The 15,338-nt window shown below is 37.1% G+C and carries 14 protein-coding genes, 1 rRNA gene and 1 pseudogene; 13 read left to right on the plus strand and 3 right to left on the minus strand.

The genetic code is table 11. The annotated features are described in order from the left end of the window. The first annotated feature begins 37 nt into the window (after positions 1–37). The 8 genes from rplQ (at position 38) to C7B89_RS05360 (ending at position 8,415) form a co-directional block, all read left to right on the plus strand. The gene (rplQ, locus tag C7B89_RS05325; RefSeq protein WP_008181938.1) at positions 38–418 is read left to right on the plus strand and encodes a 50S ribosomal protein L17; all 381 of its coding nucleotides are present in this window, start codon (positions 38–40) and stop codon (positions 416–418) included. 426 nt (positions 419–844) lie between these two features. Next, complete coding sequence (locus C7B89_RS05330) at positions 845–1,690, plus strand: energy-coupling factor ABC transporter ATP-binding protein (protein WP_115673256.1); 846 nt, start codon at positions 845–847, stop codon at positions 1,688–1,690. Next, on the plus strand, positions 1,666–2,538 hold the full coding sequence (locus tag C7B89_RS05335) for an energy-coupling factor ABC transporter ATP-binding protein (protein WP_115673257.1): 873 nt from the start codon (positions 1,666–1,668) through the stop codon (positions 2,536–2,538). Before C7B89_RS05330 ends, C7B89_RS05335 begins: the two co-directional genes overlap by 25 nt. Further along, positions 2,535–3,332, plus strand: a complete 798-nt coding sequence (locus tag C7B89_RS05340; RefSeq protein ID WP_004233739.1) for an energy-coupling factor transporter transmembrane component T family protein — start codon at positions 2,535–2,537, stop codon at positions 3,330–3,332. The genes C7B89_RS05335 and C7B89_RS05340 overlap by 4 nt, the downstream gene beginning before the upstream one ends. Before the next feature lie 13 nt (positions 3,333–3,345). Next, positions 3,346–4,086: a tRNA pseudouridine(38-40) synthase TruA gene (gene truA, locus C7B89_RS05345; RefSeq protein WP_103118993.1), complete on the plus strand. Its 741-nt coding sequence runs from the start codon at positions 3,346–3,348 to the stop codon at positions 4,084–4,086. Positions 4,087–4,264: 178 nt separating this feature from the next. Continuing rightward, a complete protein-coding gene (gene rplM / locus C7B89_RS05350) occupies positions 4,265–4,702 on the plus strand; it encodes a 50S ribosomal protein L13 (RefSeq protein ID WP_004233742.1) in 438 nt (145 codons plus the stop codon). 25 nt (positions 4,703–4,727) lie between these two features. After that, complete coding sequence (gene rpsI, locus C7B89_RS05355) at positions 4,728–5,120, plus strand: 30S ribosomal protein S9 (protein WP_004233744.1); 393 nt, start codon at positions 4,728–4,730, stop codon at positions 5,118–5,120. Between the two features lie 238 nt (positions 5,121–5,358). Beyond that, complete coding sequence (locus C7B89_RS05360) at positions 5,359–8,415, plus strand: sensor histidine kinase (protein ID WP_115673258.1); 3,057 nt, start codon at positions 5,359–5,361, stop codon at positions 8,413–8,415. Between the two features lie 258 nt (positions 8,416–8,673). On the opposite strand, the gene C7B89_RS05365 is transcribed toward C7B89_RS05360, so the two are convergent. Then, positions 8,674–9,279 (minus strand): ankyrin repeat domain-containing protein, encoded by a 606-nt coding sequence (locus tag C7B89_RS05365; protein ID WP_054548968.1) that lies wholly within the window; start codon positions 9,277–9,279, stop codon positions 8,674–8,676. A 585-nt stretch (positions 9,280–9,864) separates the two neighbouring features. On the opposite strand from C7B89_RS05365, the pseudogene C7B89_RS05370 reads away from it, so the two are divergent. From C7B89_RS05370 to C7B89_RS05380, 3 genes and pseudogenes are all read left to right on the plus strand, one after another. After that, positions 9,865–10,692: pseudogene (locus tag C7B89_RS05370) on the plus strand (DUF4822 domain-containing protein); the annotation flags it as partial. A 130-nt stretch (positions 10,693–10,822) separates the two neighbouring features. Beyond that, the gene (locus C7B89_RS05375) at positions 10,823–11,536 is read left to right on the plus strand and encodes an N-acetylmuramoyl-L-alanine amidase (protein ID WP_115673260.1); all 714 of its coding nucleotides are present in this window, start codon (positions 10,823–10,825) and stop codon (positions 11,534–11,536) included. Between the two features lie 72 nt (positions 11,537–11,608). Further along, positions 11,609–12,664 carry a P-loop NTPase gene (locus tag C7B89_RS05380; protein WP_115673261.1) on the plus strand — a complete coding sequence of 352 codons (1,056 nt, stop codon included), beginning with the start codon at positions 11,609–11,611 and terminating at the stop codon, positions 12,662–12,664. 55 nt (positions 12,665–12,719) lie between these two features. Here C7B89_RS05380 and gerD read toward each other — a convergent pair whose 3' ends face one another. Further along, on the minus strand, positions 12,720–13,328 hold the full coding sequence (gene gerD, locus C7B89_RS05385; protein WP_004233763.1) for a spore germination lipoprotein GerD: 609 nt from the start codon (positions 13,326–13,328) through the stop codon (positions 12,720–12,722). A gap of 151 nt (positions 13,329–13,479) precedes the next feature. Between gerD and C7B89_RS05390 the strand changes: the two genes are divergently transcribed. Next, the gene (locus C7B89_RS05390; RefSeq protein WP_054548969.1) at positions 13,480–14,154 is read left to right on the plus strand and encodes a KinB-signaling pathway activation protein; all 675 of its coding nucleotides are present in this window, start codon (positions 13,480–13,482) and stop codon (positions 14,152–14,154) included. A 36-nt stretch (positions 14,155–14,190) separates the two neighbouring features. On the opposite strand, the gene C7B89_RS05395 is transcribed toward C7B89_RS05390, so the two are convergent. Then, the gene (locus tag C7B89_RS05395) at positions 14,191–14,847 is read right to left on the minus strand and encodes a hypothetical protein (protein WP_115673262.1); all 657 of its coding nucleotides are present in this window, start codon (positions 14,845–14,847) and stop codon (positions 14,191–14,193) included. A gap of 269 nt (positions 14,848–15,116) precedes the next feature. On the opposite strand from C7B89_RS05395, the gene C7B89_RS05400 reads away from it, so the two are divergent. Continuing rightward, positions 15,117–15,338, plus strand: a 16S ribosomal RNA gene (locus tag C7B89_RS05400); the annotation flags it as partial.

Below are 15,338 nucleotides of genomic sequence, written 5' to 3' on the forward strand. Positions count from 1 at the left end.
AAGATCAGATTTTTTTCTATAAAGGAGGGAAACATCCATGGGTTACAGAAAACTTGGTCGTACAAGTTCTCAACGTAAAGCGATGTTACGTGACTTAGCTACTGATTTAATCATCAACGAGCGTATCGAAACTACTGAGGCTCGCGCTAAAGAAGTACGTAAAGCTGTTGAAAAAATGATTACTTTAGGTAAACGCGGAGATTTACATGCACGCCGTCAAGCTGCTGCATTTATCCGTCGTGAACTAGTAACAACGACTGATGCAGAAGGTAACGAATCAACATCATTTGCACTTCAAAAGTTATTTGATGATGTTGCACCACGTTATGCTGAGCGTCAAGGTGGTTACACTCGTATTCTTAAAGTAGGTCCTCGTCGTGGCGACGGTGCACCTGTTGTTGTGATTGAACTAGTTTAATCATAAGAGAAAACTTGTGGTGAAGAGGGTGGGAATCACCACCCTCTTTCTTTATAAATGATTTATACGACAAATAATTAAGCTGAGCGTTATGATGAGCGGACACTTATTAGTGTGGCGTCTCGTTTAGCTCTCCGCACCTCATTCAGGAGAAATAAGGGCTTGAGCACCCATATTTCTTGTAAATGTAACGACTAGCGCATTTCTATCGAATGAGGTGCGCGCTTTTTTATTAGATTAGATGGCGCCAATTTGTGGTGCTTTTTTTAATATATGGGTGTTATTTTGTTATTTATTAAACCAATATCAATTTGAGTTGTTATTGTAGTATTTTTCTTTTATCGACATACGGATTGTAGTAGAATTCATACATAAAAAAGTGTAAGTTAATTAGTAGAGCTGAGCGTAGGGAGAGGAGTTCTAGATATGCCTGAAATTTTATCTTTAAATAATGTAACTTTTTCATATACACCAGAAAATCCAAATAGTCGTAATGCTGTTGAAAATGTTAGCTTTGCTGTGGAAGAAGGTGAGTGGATTGCTATAGTAGGACATAATGGTTCTGGTAAGTCCACTATTGCCAAGCTGATGAATGGTTTATTGTTTCCTCAACAGGGAGATGTACGAATTTTGCGAGAACCCTTGAATGAAGAAAATCTTTGGGAATCTCGCTCTTTAATGGGAATGGTCTTTCAAAACCCTGACAATCAATTCGTTGGAGCAACGGTACAGGATGATGTAGCATTTGCCTTGGAAAACAACGGTATCCCCTTTGAAGAAATGGTAAAACGTGTACATGCGGCACTCGAACAGGTAAAAATGAGTCAGTTTTTAGACCATGAGCCACATCATTTATCTGGTGGACAAAAACAGCGTGTAGCCATTGCTGGGGCACTTGCATTAAAGCCGAAGCTTTTAATTTTAGATGAGGCTACATCCATGTTAGATCCTCAGGGGCGTGCAGAGGTGTTACAAACGGTTCAAACATTACGTGCAGAAACAGGATTAACAGTTTTATCTATTACCCATGATTTAGAAGAGGCAATGTTAGCGGATCGTGTTCTTTTTATGAATGATGGTAAGAAATTTGCAGAAGGTACACCTGCTGAAATCTTTGCACTTGGGGACAAGCTAGTTGAATTTGGACTAGATTTGCCATTTGCCTTGAAGTTATCAAAGCTATTGCAAAAGGAAGGTGTTCCATTAATGGGGCAACATATGACAGAAGAAGAGTTGGTGAATGATTTATGGACATCAAACTTCAACAAGTAAGCTATGCCTATGCACAAGGAACGCCCTTTGAAAAACGGGCATTATTCGATGTGGATTTTGACATTCCATCTCATACTTATCAAGCGATAATTGGCCATACCGGTTCTGGGAAATCAACGATTTTGCAGCATTTTAACGCACTTCTAAGACCTACTTCAGGAGAAGTACATATAGGGGATCGTCTTATTGTAGCTGGGAAAAAAGCAAAGGATTTAAAAGCTGTAAGACAAAAGGTCGGCATTGTCTTTCAATTTCCAGAGCATCAACTATTTGAAGAGACCGTGTTGAAGGACATTATGTTTGGCCCAATGAACTTTGGTATATCAGAGGAGGAGGCTGAAGCTCGTGCAAGAGAACTTGTCAGCTTAGTCGGTTTGCCAGATAACGTTTTGGATAAATCACCGTTTGATTTATCAGGTGGTCAAATGCGTCGAGTAGCGATTGCAGGCGTTTTGGCGATGGACCCTGAGGTTATTGTCTTAGATGAACCAACAGCAGGTCTTGATCCACGTGGTCAAAAGGAAATTATGGATATGTTTTATCAGCTCCATCAAGAACGTCATCTCACAACCATTCTAGTAACCCATAGTATGGAGGATGCAGCTCGATATGCAGATAATATTGTGATTATGCATGAAGGGAAGAATGTCTTAAATGGATCACCACGAGTTATTTTTAAAGATGTTGCAACATTAAAGGAATTCCGTTTAGAGCCACCACGTATTGTCCGCTTTCAGCAAAAGATTGAGCACATGATGGGGCATTCCTTGTCTAAGGTTTGCTTAACAGAGGAAGAGCTTGCTACTGAAATTGCTCAAGCCCTTAGAGAGGAGCGTGCAGAGTCATGATGGAAAAAATGATCTTTGGTCGCTTCTTACCTGGTGATTCACCTGTACACAAACTTGATCCACGGTCAAAGCTGATCTTTGTGTTCGCCTTTATTATTATTGTGTTTTTAGCCAATAATACCGTGACATATGCTATGTTACTCGCATTCACGCTACTGATTGTATTAGTATCGCGCATTCGTCTATACTTTTTAATAAATGGACTCAAACCAGTACTCTTTTTGATGGCCTTCACATTCCTTCTCCATATTTTCATGACGAAGGAAGGCGTCCCTGTGTTTGAATCAAAATTCATTACGATTTATGACGAAGGGATTAGGCGGGGAATATTTATCTCAATTCGTTTTCTAGTATTAGTATTTATGACGTCAATCTTAACGTTAACTACATCACCGATTTCCATTACAGATGGTATCGAGGTTCTACTGAATCCCTTAAAAGCAATAAAAGTACCCGTACATGAATTGGCTTTAATGATGTCCATCTCATTACGCTTTATTCCAACCTTAATGGATGAGACGGATAAAATTATGAAGGCACAAATGGCAAGAGGCTCTGATTTATCATCTGGGCCAATTAAGGACCGTATAAAGGCAGTAGTACCATTGCTTGTGCCTCTCTTTGTCAGTGCATTTAAACGGGCTGAGGATTTAGCAACAGCGATGGAAGTAAGAGGCTATCGTGGTGGTGAAGGACGCACTAGGTACCGTAGGTTAAAATGGGATATGGGGGACACATTTGCGATTGTGTTATTAGTAGCAATAGGCGTATTGCTATTCTTCTATAGAAGTTAAAGGAGTAGGCTATATGCGACGATTAAAAGTAATTATAAGCTATGATGGCACACTTTTTTCGGGCTATCAGGTGCAGCCAGGTGAACGCACAGTGCAGGCTGAGCTTGAGCGTGTTCTAGCTATTATGCATAAGGGAGAACAGGTTAAGGTAACCGCAAGTGGTCGTACAGATGCTAAAGTACATGCGACAGGGCAAACATTGCATTTCGACACACCACTTGCCATTCCAGCAGAAAAATATAGTAAGGCTTTGAATGTGCAACTGCCAAGAGATATTCGTGTATTATCGGTTGAGGAAGTGGCACATGACTTTCATGCGCGTTACGATGTGGCTGGAAAAAGATATCGCTATATTTGGTCTTGTGAGCCTATCCAAAGTCCATTCCGCAGATATTATACTGTGGAGACCAATGGGGTCAAACCTAACGTAGAGGCGATGCAAGAGGCAGCTAAGGCTATTATTGGTACACATGACTTTTCTTGTTTTTGCGCTGCGAATACAAGCGTGAAAGATAAAGTACGCACAGTAACATTGTTACAATTTGAATGGCATGGTGAAGAGCTACATATGGTGATTGAAGGGAATGGCTTCTTATATAATATGGTACGTATTATTGCAGGTACTCTTTGGGAGGTTGGGATAGGTCGACGTAAGATTGACAATGTGTCCTATGTAGTTGCTTCAGGTAATCGTGATAAGGCAGGAAAAACCGCTCCACCACAAGGGCTATACTTAGAAAAAGTGTTCTATTAGTGGCGTTCTATAATTCTGAACAACTTCACCAGGTGTTTAATGAAATTGCTTGACTTTAAAAGTCATTCATTATATGATAACAGATGGTATTTTCATTACCACCACAAATAAGCCCCGAAACTTATAGTGTAGTCTAATGAAAAATAACGGTAATCGAATCGATTAGGAGGATATATACATGCGTACAACATTCATGGCTAAAGGTCACGAAGTAGACCGTAAATGGTTAGTAGTTGATGCAGAAGGCCAAACTCTTGGACGTTTAGCTTCTGAAGTAGCTGCAATCTTACGTGGTAAACATAAACCAACATTCACACCAAACGTTGACACAGGTGATCACGTAATCATCATCAACGCTGACAAAATCCATTTAACTGGTAACAAATTAGAGGGTAAATTATACCGTCACCACACTCAATTTGCGGGTGGTTTAAAAACACGTACTGCTGGTGAAATGCTAGATAAGTACCCAACAAGAATGATCGAATTAGCAGTTAAAGGAATGCTTCCTAAAAACTCTTTAGGTCGCAAAATGTTCACTAAACTTAATGTTTACACTGGAACAGAGCATCCACATGCTGCACAAAAACCAGAAGCATACGAGCTTCGCGGATAATATAAATTAAGAGGAGGATATTACTTTGGCACAAGTTCAATACATCGGCACTGGTCGCCGTAAAAGCTCTGTAGCTCGCGTACGTTTAGTACCAGGTACAGGTAAAATTGTTATCAACAAACGTGAAATCGAAGAATACGTACCATTCGCTGCATTACGCGAAGTAATTAAACAACCATTAGTAGCTACTGAAACTACAGGAAGCTATGATATCCACGTAAACGTTAACGGTGGTGGATACACTGGTCAAGCTGGTGCTGTTCGTCACGGTATCGCTCGTGCTCTACTTCAAGTAGACCCAGATTTCCGTGCTGCATTAAAATCAGCTGGATTACTTACTCGTGATTCACGCATGAAAGAACGTAAAAAACCAGGTCTACGCGGCGCTCGTCGTGCACCTCAGTTCTCAAAACGTTAATATCGTTGTTATATCAACGATTTCAAGCTCTTCTCAGGTTTACCTGAGAGGAGCTTTTTTTACGTCGATAACAAAAACAATAGGATTTGTTCAGAATTTGTTTAACAGCCCTATGATAGGATGCCTAAGAGGACTAATGAAATACAGGTGAAAGTCATATTGCATAATGGATTTCATTCTAACTAACTGATAGTTTGATGTTATATATAATTGTGTTCAAAATAGGGGAGGGGGGATAGTGAAAAAAAATATTAGCATTACTTTGACCATTATCATGCTATTTATTATCGTATACTTTATTGGCAATGGAGAGTATTTTGTTAGTAGTAGTCAGCCGATTGCGCAGAATGGGATCGTTACGATTGAAGAAAAGGAACTACAAGAAAAGACTATTTTAAAACTAGATGGAGAATGGTCTTTCTATCCAAATATCTTAATAGCATCAAGCGATTCATTCGACGCGTACGAGAGCGAGAAAATACCAATTGAGGTGCCAGCTACTTGGAATAGCTTTGTAGAACCAAATGAGGAAGGACTTACTGTAGGAACGTATCATGTTAAGATAAATGTACCAGTTGAAGGGGAATATGGATTATATATTCGTTCAATTCGTCAATCTAACCGTGTTTTCATAAATGGAAAAGATGTAGGTAGTAAGGGGAATCCGAGTGAAACCTTAAAGGACTTTAAGTTCGAAAATGATGATAAATATACGGTGTTTGCACAAAGTGAGAATCTAATGCTTGATATAGTAATTCATGTCGGGAATTATAATTATCCAAAATCTGGTATTACTTTTCCTATTGAGTTTGGAACAAAGGAAGCTATTCAAAGAGATTTTAGCATGAAAATTTTAGCAGAATCGTTTGTATGTATTGGTTATATTGTATTCGGTGCAATTTATATTATATCGTATAGTCAAAATCGGAAGCGAAAAGAAGAATTGTTTTTGGGGTTATTCACTATATTATTCGGACTGTACATGTCGTTTACAAATGAAAAAGTATTTTTCCTTATTTTTACACATTTAACTATAAATGAACAAGTGCGTTTACAATTAGGGATTTTACCACTTGTTGATGTTTGTTTAGCATTATTTCTCTATTATTTGTATCCGGAGTTTATGAGGAAAAAAGCGATTTATATTATTAGTATTTTGTTAGGTTTACTTTTTTTTATCTATGGGATTTACAACCCGATGACAAAAAATAGCATGATTATACCAATAGAAAATCTAGTTCTTTCCCAAATAATCTTTGCAGTAATTTTTATTCCAGTTGGGCTTTATAATGTGTTTGTGCTATTACGTGTGCTTGTGAAAGGTGTAGATGGCTCACATTATATTCTAATTCTTTTAGTATCTCTTACTTGTTATACTTTTTTAATGGTAATGTATTACATTTTCGATATACCTATGGTTTATAGTGAACAATTATTGTTTATTTTTACGCTATATAGTTTTGCATCTCTGCTTAGCTTCCGAGCAAATACATCTTTTAAGGAAGTTCAAGCGTTATCGGAAGAGCTTTTGATGCATAATCAAATGAAGGATGAGTTTTTATTGAAAACGTCTCATGAATTACGTACGCCCTTAAATGGTATTTTAAATATATCCAAATCATTAATGGAAGGTGTACAAGGACCTTTAAAGCGTGAGCAACAAGAAAATGTTATTTTAATACATAATGTCGCGCAACGTTTAGGTTATTTAGTAGAGGATTTATTGATTTCTTCGAATCATATGACCGGAGAAGTTCGTGTTATCCCTCGTGTTGTTCCGATAAGCGTAATTGATGAAGTAATTGAGGAAATTCGTAGTTTAATGTCGAGTGATACATCCATAAGGTTAATGAGTGCAGTAGATTCTAATTTACCCCATATGTATACAGATGAATTACGATTGAAACAAGTGCTTTATAATTTACTCTATAATGCTCTGCAACATACAAAACATGGGCAAATTACAGTCTTAGCTAGTGTACGTAATGATTATATGGAAATACAAGTAAGCGATACTGGAATTGGTATACCATCACAAGACTTAGATCGAATTTTTAATTCTTTTTATCAAGTAAAGAAAGGTAAAAAAAGTGGGGGTCTTGGGTTAGGATTAAGTATCTCAAAAAATATAGTAGAACAGTTAAATGGGGAAATTCATGTAACAAGTACATTAGGTGTTGGAACAATTTTTACATTTACGGTGCCACTTGCCACACTCGAAAAACTAGATATTGAAACACAACACCAGATAGGCAATCGAGCAGATAATACTATACTACAGCTAGATTTACCATTACTGCATAAAGGTAATGACAAAGCCATACTTATTGTTGATGATGATCATGTGAATATAAAAGTACTAGTGGACGCATTAATTCAAAAAGGCTATACCGTTATTGGAGTAGATAATGGGTTTGAAGCGATGGATTATATAAAGAAACATAAAGTAGATTGTATGTTAGTCGATTTAATGATGAATGGTATGTCAGGCTATGAATTATGCAAACAAGTACGAAAGCAATACGATATGTTGGAATTACCGATTATAGTTTTAACAGCAATTATGCAGCATTCGGATTTAGTGTTATCTTTACAAGTTGGGGCAAATGATTATCTGCAAAAACCGATTACGATGGATGAATTACTAGTGCGTATTCAATCATTACTAGCGGTTCGACAATCTTCCATTGATGCGATTGAAGATGAAATGAATTATTTATATGCGCAAGTAACTCCTCATTTTGTCTACAATACACTTAACACTATTATCGGCTTAAGCTATACAAATATAGAGAATACACGAGAGGCGTTATACAGTTTAGCCACCTATTTCCGTGCCAAGCTAAATGTCCATTATCGTAACAGCATGGTTTCAATAGAAGATGAAATAGATCTTGTAAAAGCATATCTCTATATTGAAAAAATGCGCTTTGGTGATCGTCTTACAGTTGCGTATGATATTGATGAGTCCATTCAATCTTTGATTCCAGCATTATCAATTCAGCCTATAGTTGAAAATGCAGTTTTTCACGGGATTTCGAAGAAAAAAGAAGGTGGTACTATTGAGGTGAGTGTGCAACGAGAAGGTCAATTTATACGTATTAAAATTTATGATAATGGGGTCGGTATCTCAGAAGAAAAGTTGCAACGATTAGTAAATGAAGAAAACTCACGTATTGGATTTACGAATCCTTTGAAAAAATTTAAGCTTATGAGAAATGCCAGTTTTCGTATATATAGTGAAGAAGGAAAAGGAACTACTGTTATTATTCTATTACCAGAAGAGAATTCGTAACCTTTACAAATGGCGTACCGTTTAAAGATGATTTGGTCTTTACGGAGTCAGAGGCAGACGAAACATCTATCCTAAGACTCTTTCTACTTTCGAGGAAAGAGTCTTTTTGTCATTCCATCATAAAAAGCAATCTGTGAAGTAACCCAAAGATTGCTTAACGTTATTTCTTTTGAAATTGCAGGTGAAATTGATGCAACAGGTAAGCTAATTCCGAAGTGAGGCCATCTAGAAAAGTATATGAAAATATCTCCTATAGTGTTAACTGTTATTTCGTTCGGGTACAGCTTCTTTTAAAATTTGCTCAATCTCATAAAAGCCTAGTTTTTTTGCATGCTGCAATGGTGTGACACCATCTTGATCTCCAATAGTTATATCAGCACCATGATCCACCAATAATTGCACAATTTCTTGATGTTTCTCCCCACCATTGCCTAATATGACTGCCTCCAATAGAGCTGTCCAATGCAAATTATTAATGTGATTGACATGAATGTCCGAGTGATTAAGTAGCTCTCGGACCACCTCAACATGTCCACGTTCGGATGCAGGGATGATGGCAATTCCACCAAAGCGATTAGTTAGCTTTGTATCTGCCCCTGCAGATATGGCAAGTTTAACGATTTCTAAATAGCCTGATGCCCCTGCATGTAAAAGTACGTTCTCAAGGTTATTATCTCTAATATTAATATCAGCACCATGTTGAATGAGCACCTTCACAGTATCCACCTGGTTATTATAAGTGGCAGCTAAGACAGGGGTTCTTCCATTCTGATCCGTTGTATTAATATTGATGCCTTTTTGCAGAAGTGCTAATACTTTATCAGTATCACCGTTCGCTGCTGAAAGTATTAATTGATCATTCATTTTTCCACCCTCTTTTCTTTGGTTAAAACAGCCAAATGACTAATGGTATATCACTGTAGCCTACTTTTCCGTTTATAAAAATATGGTAACATGTTGCGAATTATACGAGTAATATTAAAAAGATATGCTAGGCTTAGCTTTTTCCTATAATAAATAATGTTGAAGTACTCGTTTGTGAGAAATGTCGATCACCCATAAATTAAGTATATGTAGAAAAAAATAAATAGCTTTTTACATAAACCTCACTATTAGTGTACAGATTTAATATATATTAAAAATATTTTCGTATAAGTTTATGTTTTTTTAAGAAATTATTTAGGGGGAGTTTAACATTCCACTTTAATATAGTTTTTAGAAGGTACAACAAACCTTTCATTTTTAAAAATTGTCATTATGGGTTTGATGTAACTCAAAATATAAACTAACCAATGGAGGTAAGTAGGTATGAAAAAAATATTAATAGTATCTGTTGCTGCTATTGCATTACTGGCAGCATGTCAAGATAAGGAGCCTGCAAAAGGTAATAAGACAAATAGTGAGGAAGTTAAAACAGAAAGTACTGTAACAGAAAATACTGCCAAAGAGCAATTAACAAAGGGACAAGAAATGGCTAATGTTCTAAGTGGTACAAATTGGCAAGGTACAAAGGTTTATGATCAAGATAACAATGATTTAACGGAGGAGAACGCAAACTTCATTGGCTTAGCAAAATATGATGCCCAGACAGGTCATTATGAATTCTTTGACGCGGCTACAGGTAAAAGCCGTGAGGATAAAGGGACATTCTTTATCACAAATGATGGGAAACAAAGAATATTAATTTCCGAATCAAAAAACTACCAAGCAGTTGTCGAGATCACTGAGCTAAACGATAGTATCTTTACTTATAAGAGAATAGGTAAAGATGCTGCGGGCAATGATGTAGAAATATTCGTGGAACATATTCCATATAAAGAAAAAGAACTGGCATTTACTGATTCCGATAAAACGTTAGATGCTTCTACAGGTCAAATTGTTACAGACGTTGACGGAGATAAAATTCTCGCTGATACACTATGGCATGGAACAGTTGTGTTAGATGAAGCGGGTAATGATGTAACAGAATTCAATTCAAATTTCATTAGCATTGCAAAGTATGATGCAAATACTAACAAATATGAGTTCTTTAATCCTGAAACAGGTGAAAGTCGTGGAGACTATGGTTACTTTAATGTCATTCATGATAATAAAATAAGAGCGCATGTTTCTGTCGGTGATAATAAGTATGGTGTAGCTCTTGAAATTACAGAAATCAACGATAAGAAGTTCACGTATAAACGAACAGGTAAAGACAAAGATGGCAATGATATAACTGTATTTGTAGAGCATGAGCCATATACAGGTGAATTCAAACCTACTTTTACAAACCAATAAAATTGTTCTTCCTCCCTTAATATAGAAGAAATTAAAACTCTCAAGTTTGTGACTTGGGAGTTTTTTTTACTTTCTGGCATAGTTCATCCACTAATTTCGTACACTAAATGTAAAAGGGTGGTGTATATGGGTGAAGCGCTGGCTTGCACTAGGAGTAATTATGCTTATGAGTATAGTGGTCGTGGCATATGAAACAAATGCTTCGGACCGTAACTTCTTCTTACCGGACCCACTTGGTGGCATAAAAATTGTCATTGATGCAGGGCATGGTGGTGAGGACGGAGGAGCTTCAAAGGGCGAAGTGATTGAAAAGGATATTACACTTGCAATTGCTCAGCATGTAGAGAAGCAATTAAAGAAAAAAGGCGCAACGGTTATAATGACACGAACGAAAAATGGTGATGTAATCGATGAGCATGCGCCATCAGAAAAATATGGAACAATGAGAGAACGGAAAAAGCAAGATATCTTCCTAAGAAAGGATATCGTGGAAAAGGAAAAGCCAGATGTATTTATAACTATTCATGCAAATGCCATTCCTGAAACAAAATGGCGTGGCGCACAGGTATTTTACCATAAGGAAGGACATGCTGATGGAGAGATTCTTGCCAAGAGTATTCAAGAATCCATTCGCACTAATTTAAAAAATACAGATCGTGAAGCATTGTCTATTAAGCAAATCTATTTATTGAAGAAAGCGGAAGTACCTGCAGCTTTAGTGGAGACTGGTTTTATTAGTAATGATGAGGAACGAGCATTATTAGTGGACAAAAACTATCAAGAAAAAATGGCAGATGCCATAGTTGAAGGTATAGAAGACTATTTATTAGCCAAAATTGAGTAGAGCAACATCTACAACGTAAATCAAATCATTATGATATACTAATATTGAGACAATATAAGGGGAGTGTTCGTCGTGATTACTGAACAACAAGTACGAGAAATACTGGGACAACTACAAGATCCATTTTTACATAAATCGCTTGCAGAAACAGATGGTATTACGAACGTAGCAATAAAAGAAGAAAAAAATCATGTCAGTGTAAAAATTGCCATTGCTAAACTGAATACACCGGAACAATTACAACTACAAATGAAAGTTGTTGAGGTGTTGAAAGAAGCAGGTGTAAACACTGTTGGTATTCGTTTTGAAGAACTATCAACAGAAAAATTGCAAAGCTTCCGTGGCACAGCAACAGAGTCGGAAGCACAAGATATTTTATCTCCATTAAGCACAGTCCAAGTAATTTCAATTGCTTCTGGTAAAGGTGGAGTTGGTAAATCGACAGTATCAGTAAACTTAGCTGTTGCTTTAGCTCGTCTAGGAAAGAAAGTCGGCTTAATTGACGCAGATATTTATGGATTTAGTGTACCTGATATGATGGGTGTAACGGATATGCCTAAGGTAGTCGATAATCGTATTTTCCCAGTAGATCGCTTTGGGGTAAAAATGATTTCAATGGGCTTCTTTGTAGAAAATAACGCACCGATCGTATGGCGCGGACCAATGCTTGGTAAAGTATTAGATCAATTCTTCCGTGATGTTGAGTGGGGTGAATTAGATTATCTATTATTAGATTTACCTCCTGGCACAGGTGACGTTGCATTAGATATCCATCAAATGTTGCCATCATCAAAAGAAATTGTTGTAACAACTCCACACCCAACAGCAGCATTTGTTGCAGCTCGTGCAGGGGCAATGGCGCTTCAAACAGACCATGAAATTTTAGGAGTTATCGAAAACATGGCTTGGTTTGAATCTAAAGCAGGTGACCGAGAATTTGTCTTTGGGCAAGGAGGAGGACCAAAGCTAGCTGACGAACTACGTACAGAGTTGCTTGGACAAATCCCGCTTGGGCAACCAGATTGGACAGATGAAGATTTTGCTCCTTCTGTATACGCTGAAAAACATACAACAGGACAAATTTATTTAGACATCGCGACGAAAATCATCGATAAATTAAATAAATAATAAAAAACGGATTTCCACCAGTTTTATGGGGAAATCCGTTTTTACATTACCAAGGTTACTCGGTACTTTTTTGTCCCTTATCCGATCCGCCACCACTATCGCCACTCGCTTCTTTCTTATCGCCACTTCCTGATGAACCTGTTTCGCCACTTTTCTTAATAAGTTCCTGCCATTTAGATTGCATTAAAGGGCTTTCGATCGTTTCCTTTACAACTTCCTCCATTTGCTTGCGCATATTGGATGATTTAAGGATAGTCTCCAACTGCTTTTGCATATCGGGTTGCCCGAAAAATGCCTCCATATCCTTTTGGAAAGTCGGATCTTTTATTAAGTTCTTCATAATATCCTGTTGCTGTTTTTGCATACTTTTCGCAACAGTTTCTTTAAACTTTGGATCTTCAAAGGTTTTTTTCCAAAAGTCTTCTGCTTCCTTGGAAAGTAAAGTTTCCTCGGTAGCTTTTTTCACTTCATCATGCTCTAAAATCAAGAGCTCACGGAAACTCGGCTCTTCTAAAAGCTGTCGCAATGCCTTTTTACCATCCTCTGTTTGTAAAGAGTCAATCATGATTTTTTTTATTTCATCATAGGACATGGTAGAGGTTTTATCTTGTGAACAGGCAGAAAGAAAAAGCATTAGAATCAGTAATAAGGTGAATTTTCGCATCGACAATCAGTCCTTTCTCTAGATAGACTCTTTCAATTATTGTTCACATTTCTCAGGACTTTATGTATTGGTTAGGATGAGAAATAGCTTTTTTAACAAGGCATTGATAAAATAAGGACAGATATATTGAGAAATTGGGGGACTTTTAGTTGTGACGATACGAAATTGGGCAAAGTTTTTCTTCTTTGCAATGCTCGTTGGTGGTGCAGTCAACGGAGTTTTTAGTTTATTTATTCGCTGGGAATTCTTCCAACCATACATAGCAAACGGTCAATGGGGTGAGTTTTTCGCTGGACTTTTATGGATGGTTTTCTTAGGGTTTACAATGAGTGTTATAGCGCAAGCTGGCTTTTTTGCTTATTTAACACTTCATCAGGTAGGTGTTAATATTTTTAGAACACTGACATTATGGAATTGGGTACAGCTATTATTAATTGCCATAACGATTTTCGATATAATTTTCTTCCGCTTTATTCCTGGTGTGAAGGATGGGCAAAGCTGGTTGTTCTATGTAGGACTATTAATTGTCCTCATTTTTGGGGCAATAGCAACAGCTGTTCAAAAAGTAAAATTAACAGGGAAAAAACATGTAATGATTTCGGCACTATTCTTTATGATTGTCATTACAACGTTGGAATGGACAATTGCCTTGATGGGTCGCGATGAAAATATTAATGAGTATGTTGCTCTTTTATTATTCCCATTATTGGCGGTTAATGCGTATCAATTATTAGTATTACCTAAATATAATGCAAAATCTGATGAAGATCGTCAAAAATTAGAAGCACGACGCCAAGCTCGTCGTGAACAGGCTAAAAACGCATAAGGAAAAAATTGCCTCGCTGTATTGGAGGCAATTTTTTTATGGCGCTTTTTTAGTTTGAACCTTATAACCAAATATATTTTCTTCAATCGACATAAACTTATGCTGTTGTATGAGAGTGTTAAGCTCTTTAAAGGATATTTGATTATTTTGATGGAGCGGGAAAAAGACAAAATCACCTTTTTGTAATTTCGGAGTTTTCTCACCTTGCCAAATAAGCGAAGGAGATAGTAAATTCATTTGTTGTTGGAATAAGGCTTTCTGTAAATCCTGTGAATATTGATGATTTCGGGTAGCAAACCATAAAGGTTTTTCTTTTAAATATTTTTCGTAAGTATCAATATCCTTTTGGATGAGTGCAATGTCAACGGGTTCTTCTACTGAATCATCCGGCCCAAGTAATCCTGTAGGCAATTTTCGTTGTTGGATAATTTTTAAATGCTCGGGTGACCGTTTTATCCAATCAGCATCTAAAAGTAGAAGTGGATAAGGCTCTTTCACCGTTTGGAGCCATTCTAATAGAGAGTCATCAGAGAAAGAGATCTCTACAATAAGAGATGTGCCATAATGTCCTTTTGTGACCACTACTGGTGCATTCGCAATATTAAATACAGAAATCATCGTTGAATTTATAGGCTTTAAAAAGGCAAAAAGCATTACAATTAAAAGCAGTGAAATCAACGTTTTACGGACCATAATGATAACCTCGTTTCTAAAATTAAAATAAAAAATGAATCTCTTTAAAAAAACTTATGATTTAGTGTTGACTTTCATGAATAATCGATGTTATTATGTATAAGTCGCCAAGAGGTGACAACGAAATAAAGAAACATGAACCTTGAAAACTGAACAAGCAAAACGTAATCAATAAAGTTTTAAGTAGCTAGCTTCGGTTAGTGAACAAAACAAAAATTTTGGACATCAAACATGATGCCAGCAAAACAATTTGAGCTAATCAAATTTCTTTTATGGAGAGTTTGATCCTGGCTCAGGACGAACGCTGGCGGCGTGCCTAATACATGCAAGTCGAGCGAACAGAAAAGGAGCTTGCTCCTTTGACGTTAGCGGCGGACGGGTGAGTAACACGTGGGCAACCTACCCTATAGTTTGGGATAACTCCGGGAAACCGGGGCTAATACCGAATAATCTCTTTTGCTTCATGGTGAAAGACTGAAAGACGGTTTCGG

The organism is Lysinibacillus capsici (genome assembly GCF_003367505.1).
Lineage (GTDB): Bacteria > Bacillota > Bacilli > Bacillales_A > Planococcaceae > Lysinibacillus > Lysinibacillus capsici.

Bases quoted from the DNA above. Each gene is read 5' to 3' on its own strand.
- C7B89_RS05365 (WP_054548968.1), bottom strand. From the start codon at position 9,279: ATGAATGATCAATTAATACTTTCAGCAGCGAACGGTGATACTGATAAA.
- C7B89_RS05335 (WP_115673257.1), top strand. From the start codon at position 1,666: ATGGACATCAAACTTCAACAAGTAAGCTATGCCTATGCACAAGGAACG.
- truA (WP_103118993.1), top strand. From the start codon at position 3,346: ATGCGACGATTAAAAGTAATTATAAGCTATGATGGCACACTTTTTTCG.
- C7B89_RS05340 (WP_004233739.1), top strand. From the start codon at position 2,535: ATGATGGAAAAAATGATCTTTGGTCGCTTCTTACCTGGTGATTCACCT.
- gerD (WP_004233763.1), bottom strand. From the start codon at position 13,328: ATGCGAAAATTCACCTTATTACTGATTCTAATGCTTTTTCTTTCTGCC.
- rplQ (WP_008181938.1), top strand. From the start codon at position 38: ATGGGTTACAGAAAACTTGGTCGTACAAGTTCTCAACGTAAAGCGATG.
- rplM (WP_004233742.1), top strand. From the start codon at position 4,265: ATGCGTACAACATTCATGGCTAAAGGTCACGAAGTAGACCGTAAATGG.
- C7B89_RS05395 (WP_115673262.1), bottom strand. From the start codon at position 14,847: ATGGTCCGTAAAACGTTGATTTCACTGCTTTTAATTGTAATGCTTTTT.
- C7B89_RS05330 (WP_115673256.1), top strand. From the start codon at position 845: ATGCCTGAAATTTTATCTTTAAATAATGTAACTTTTTCATATACACCA.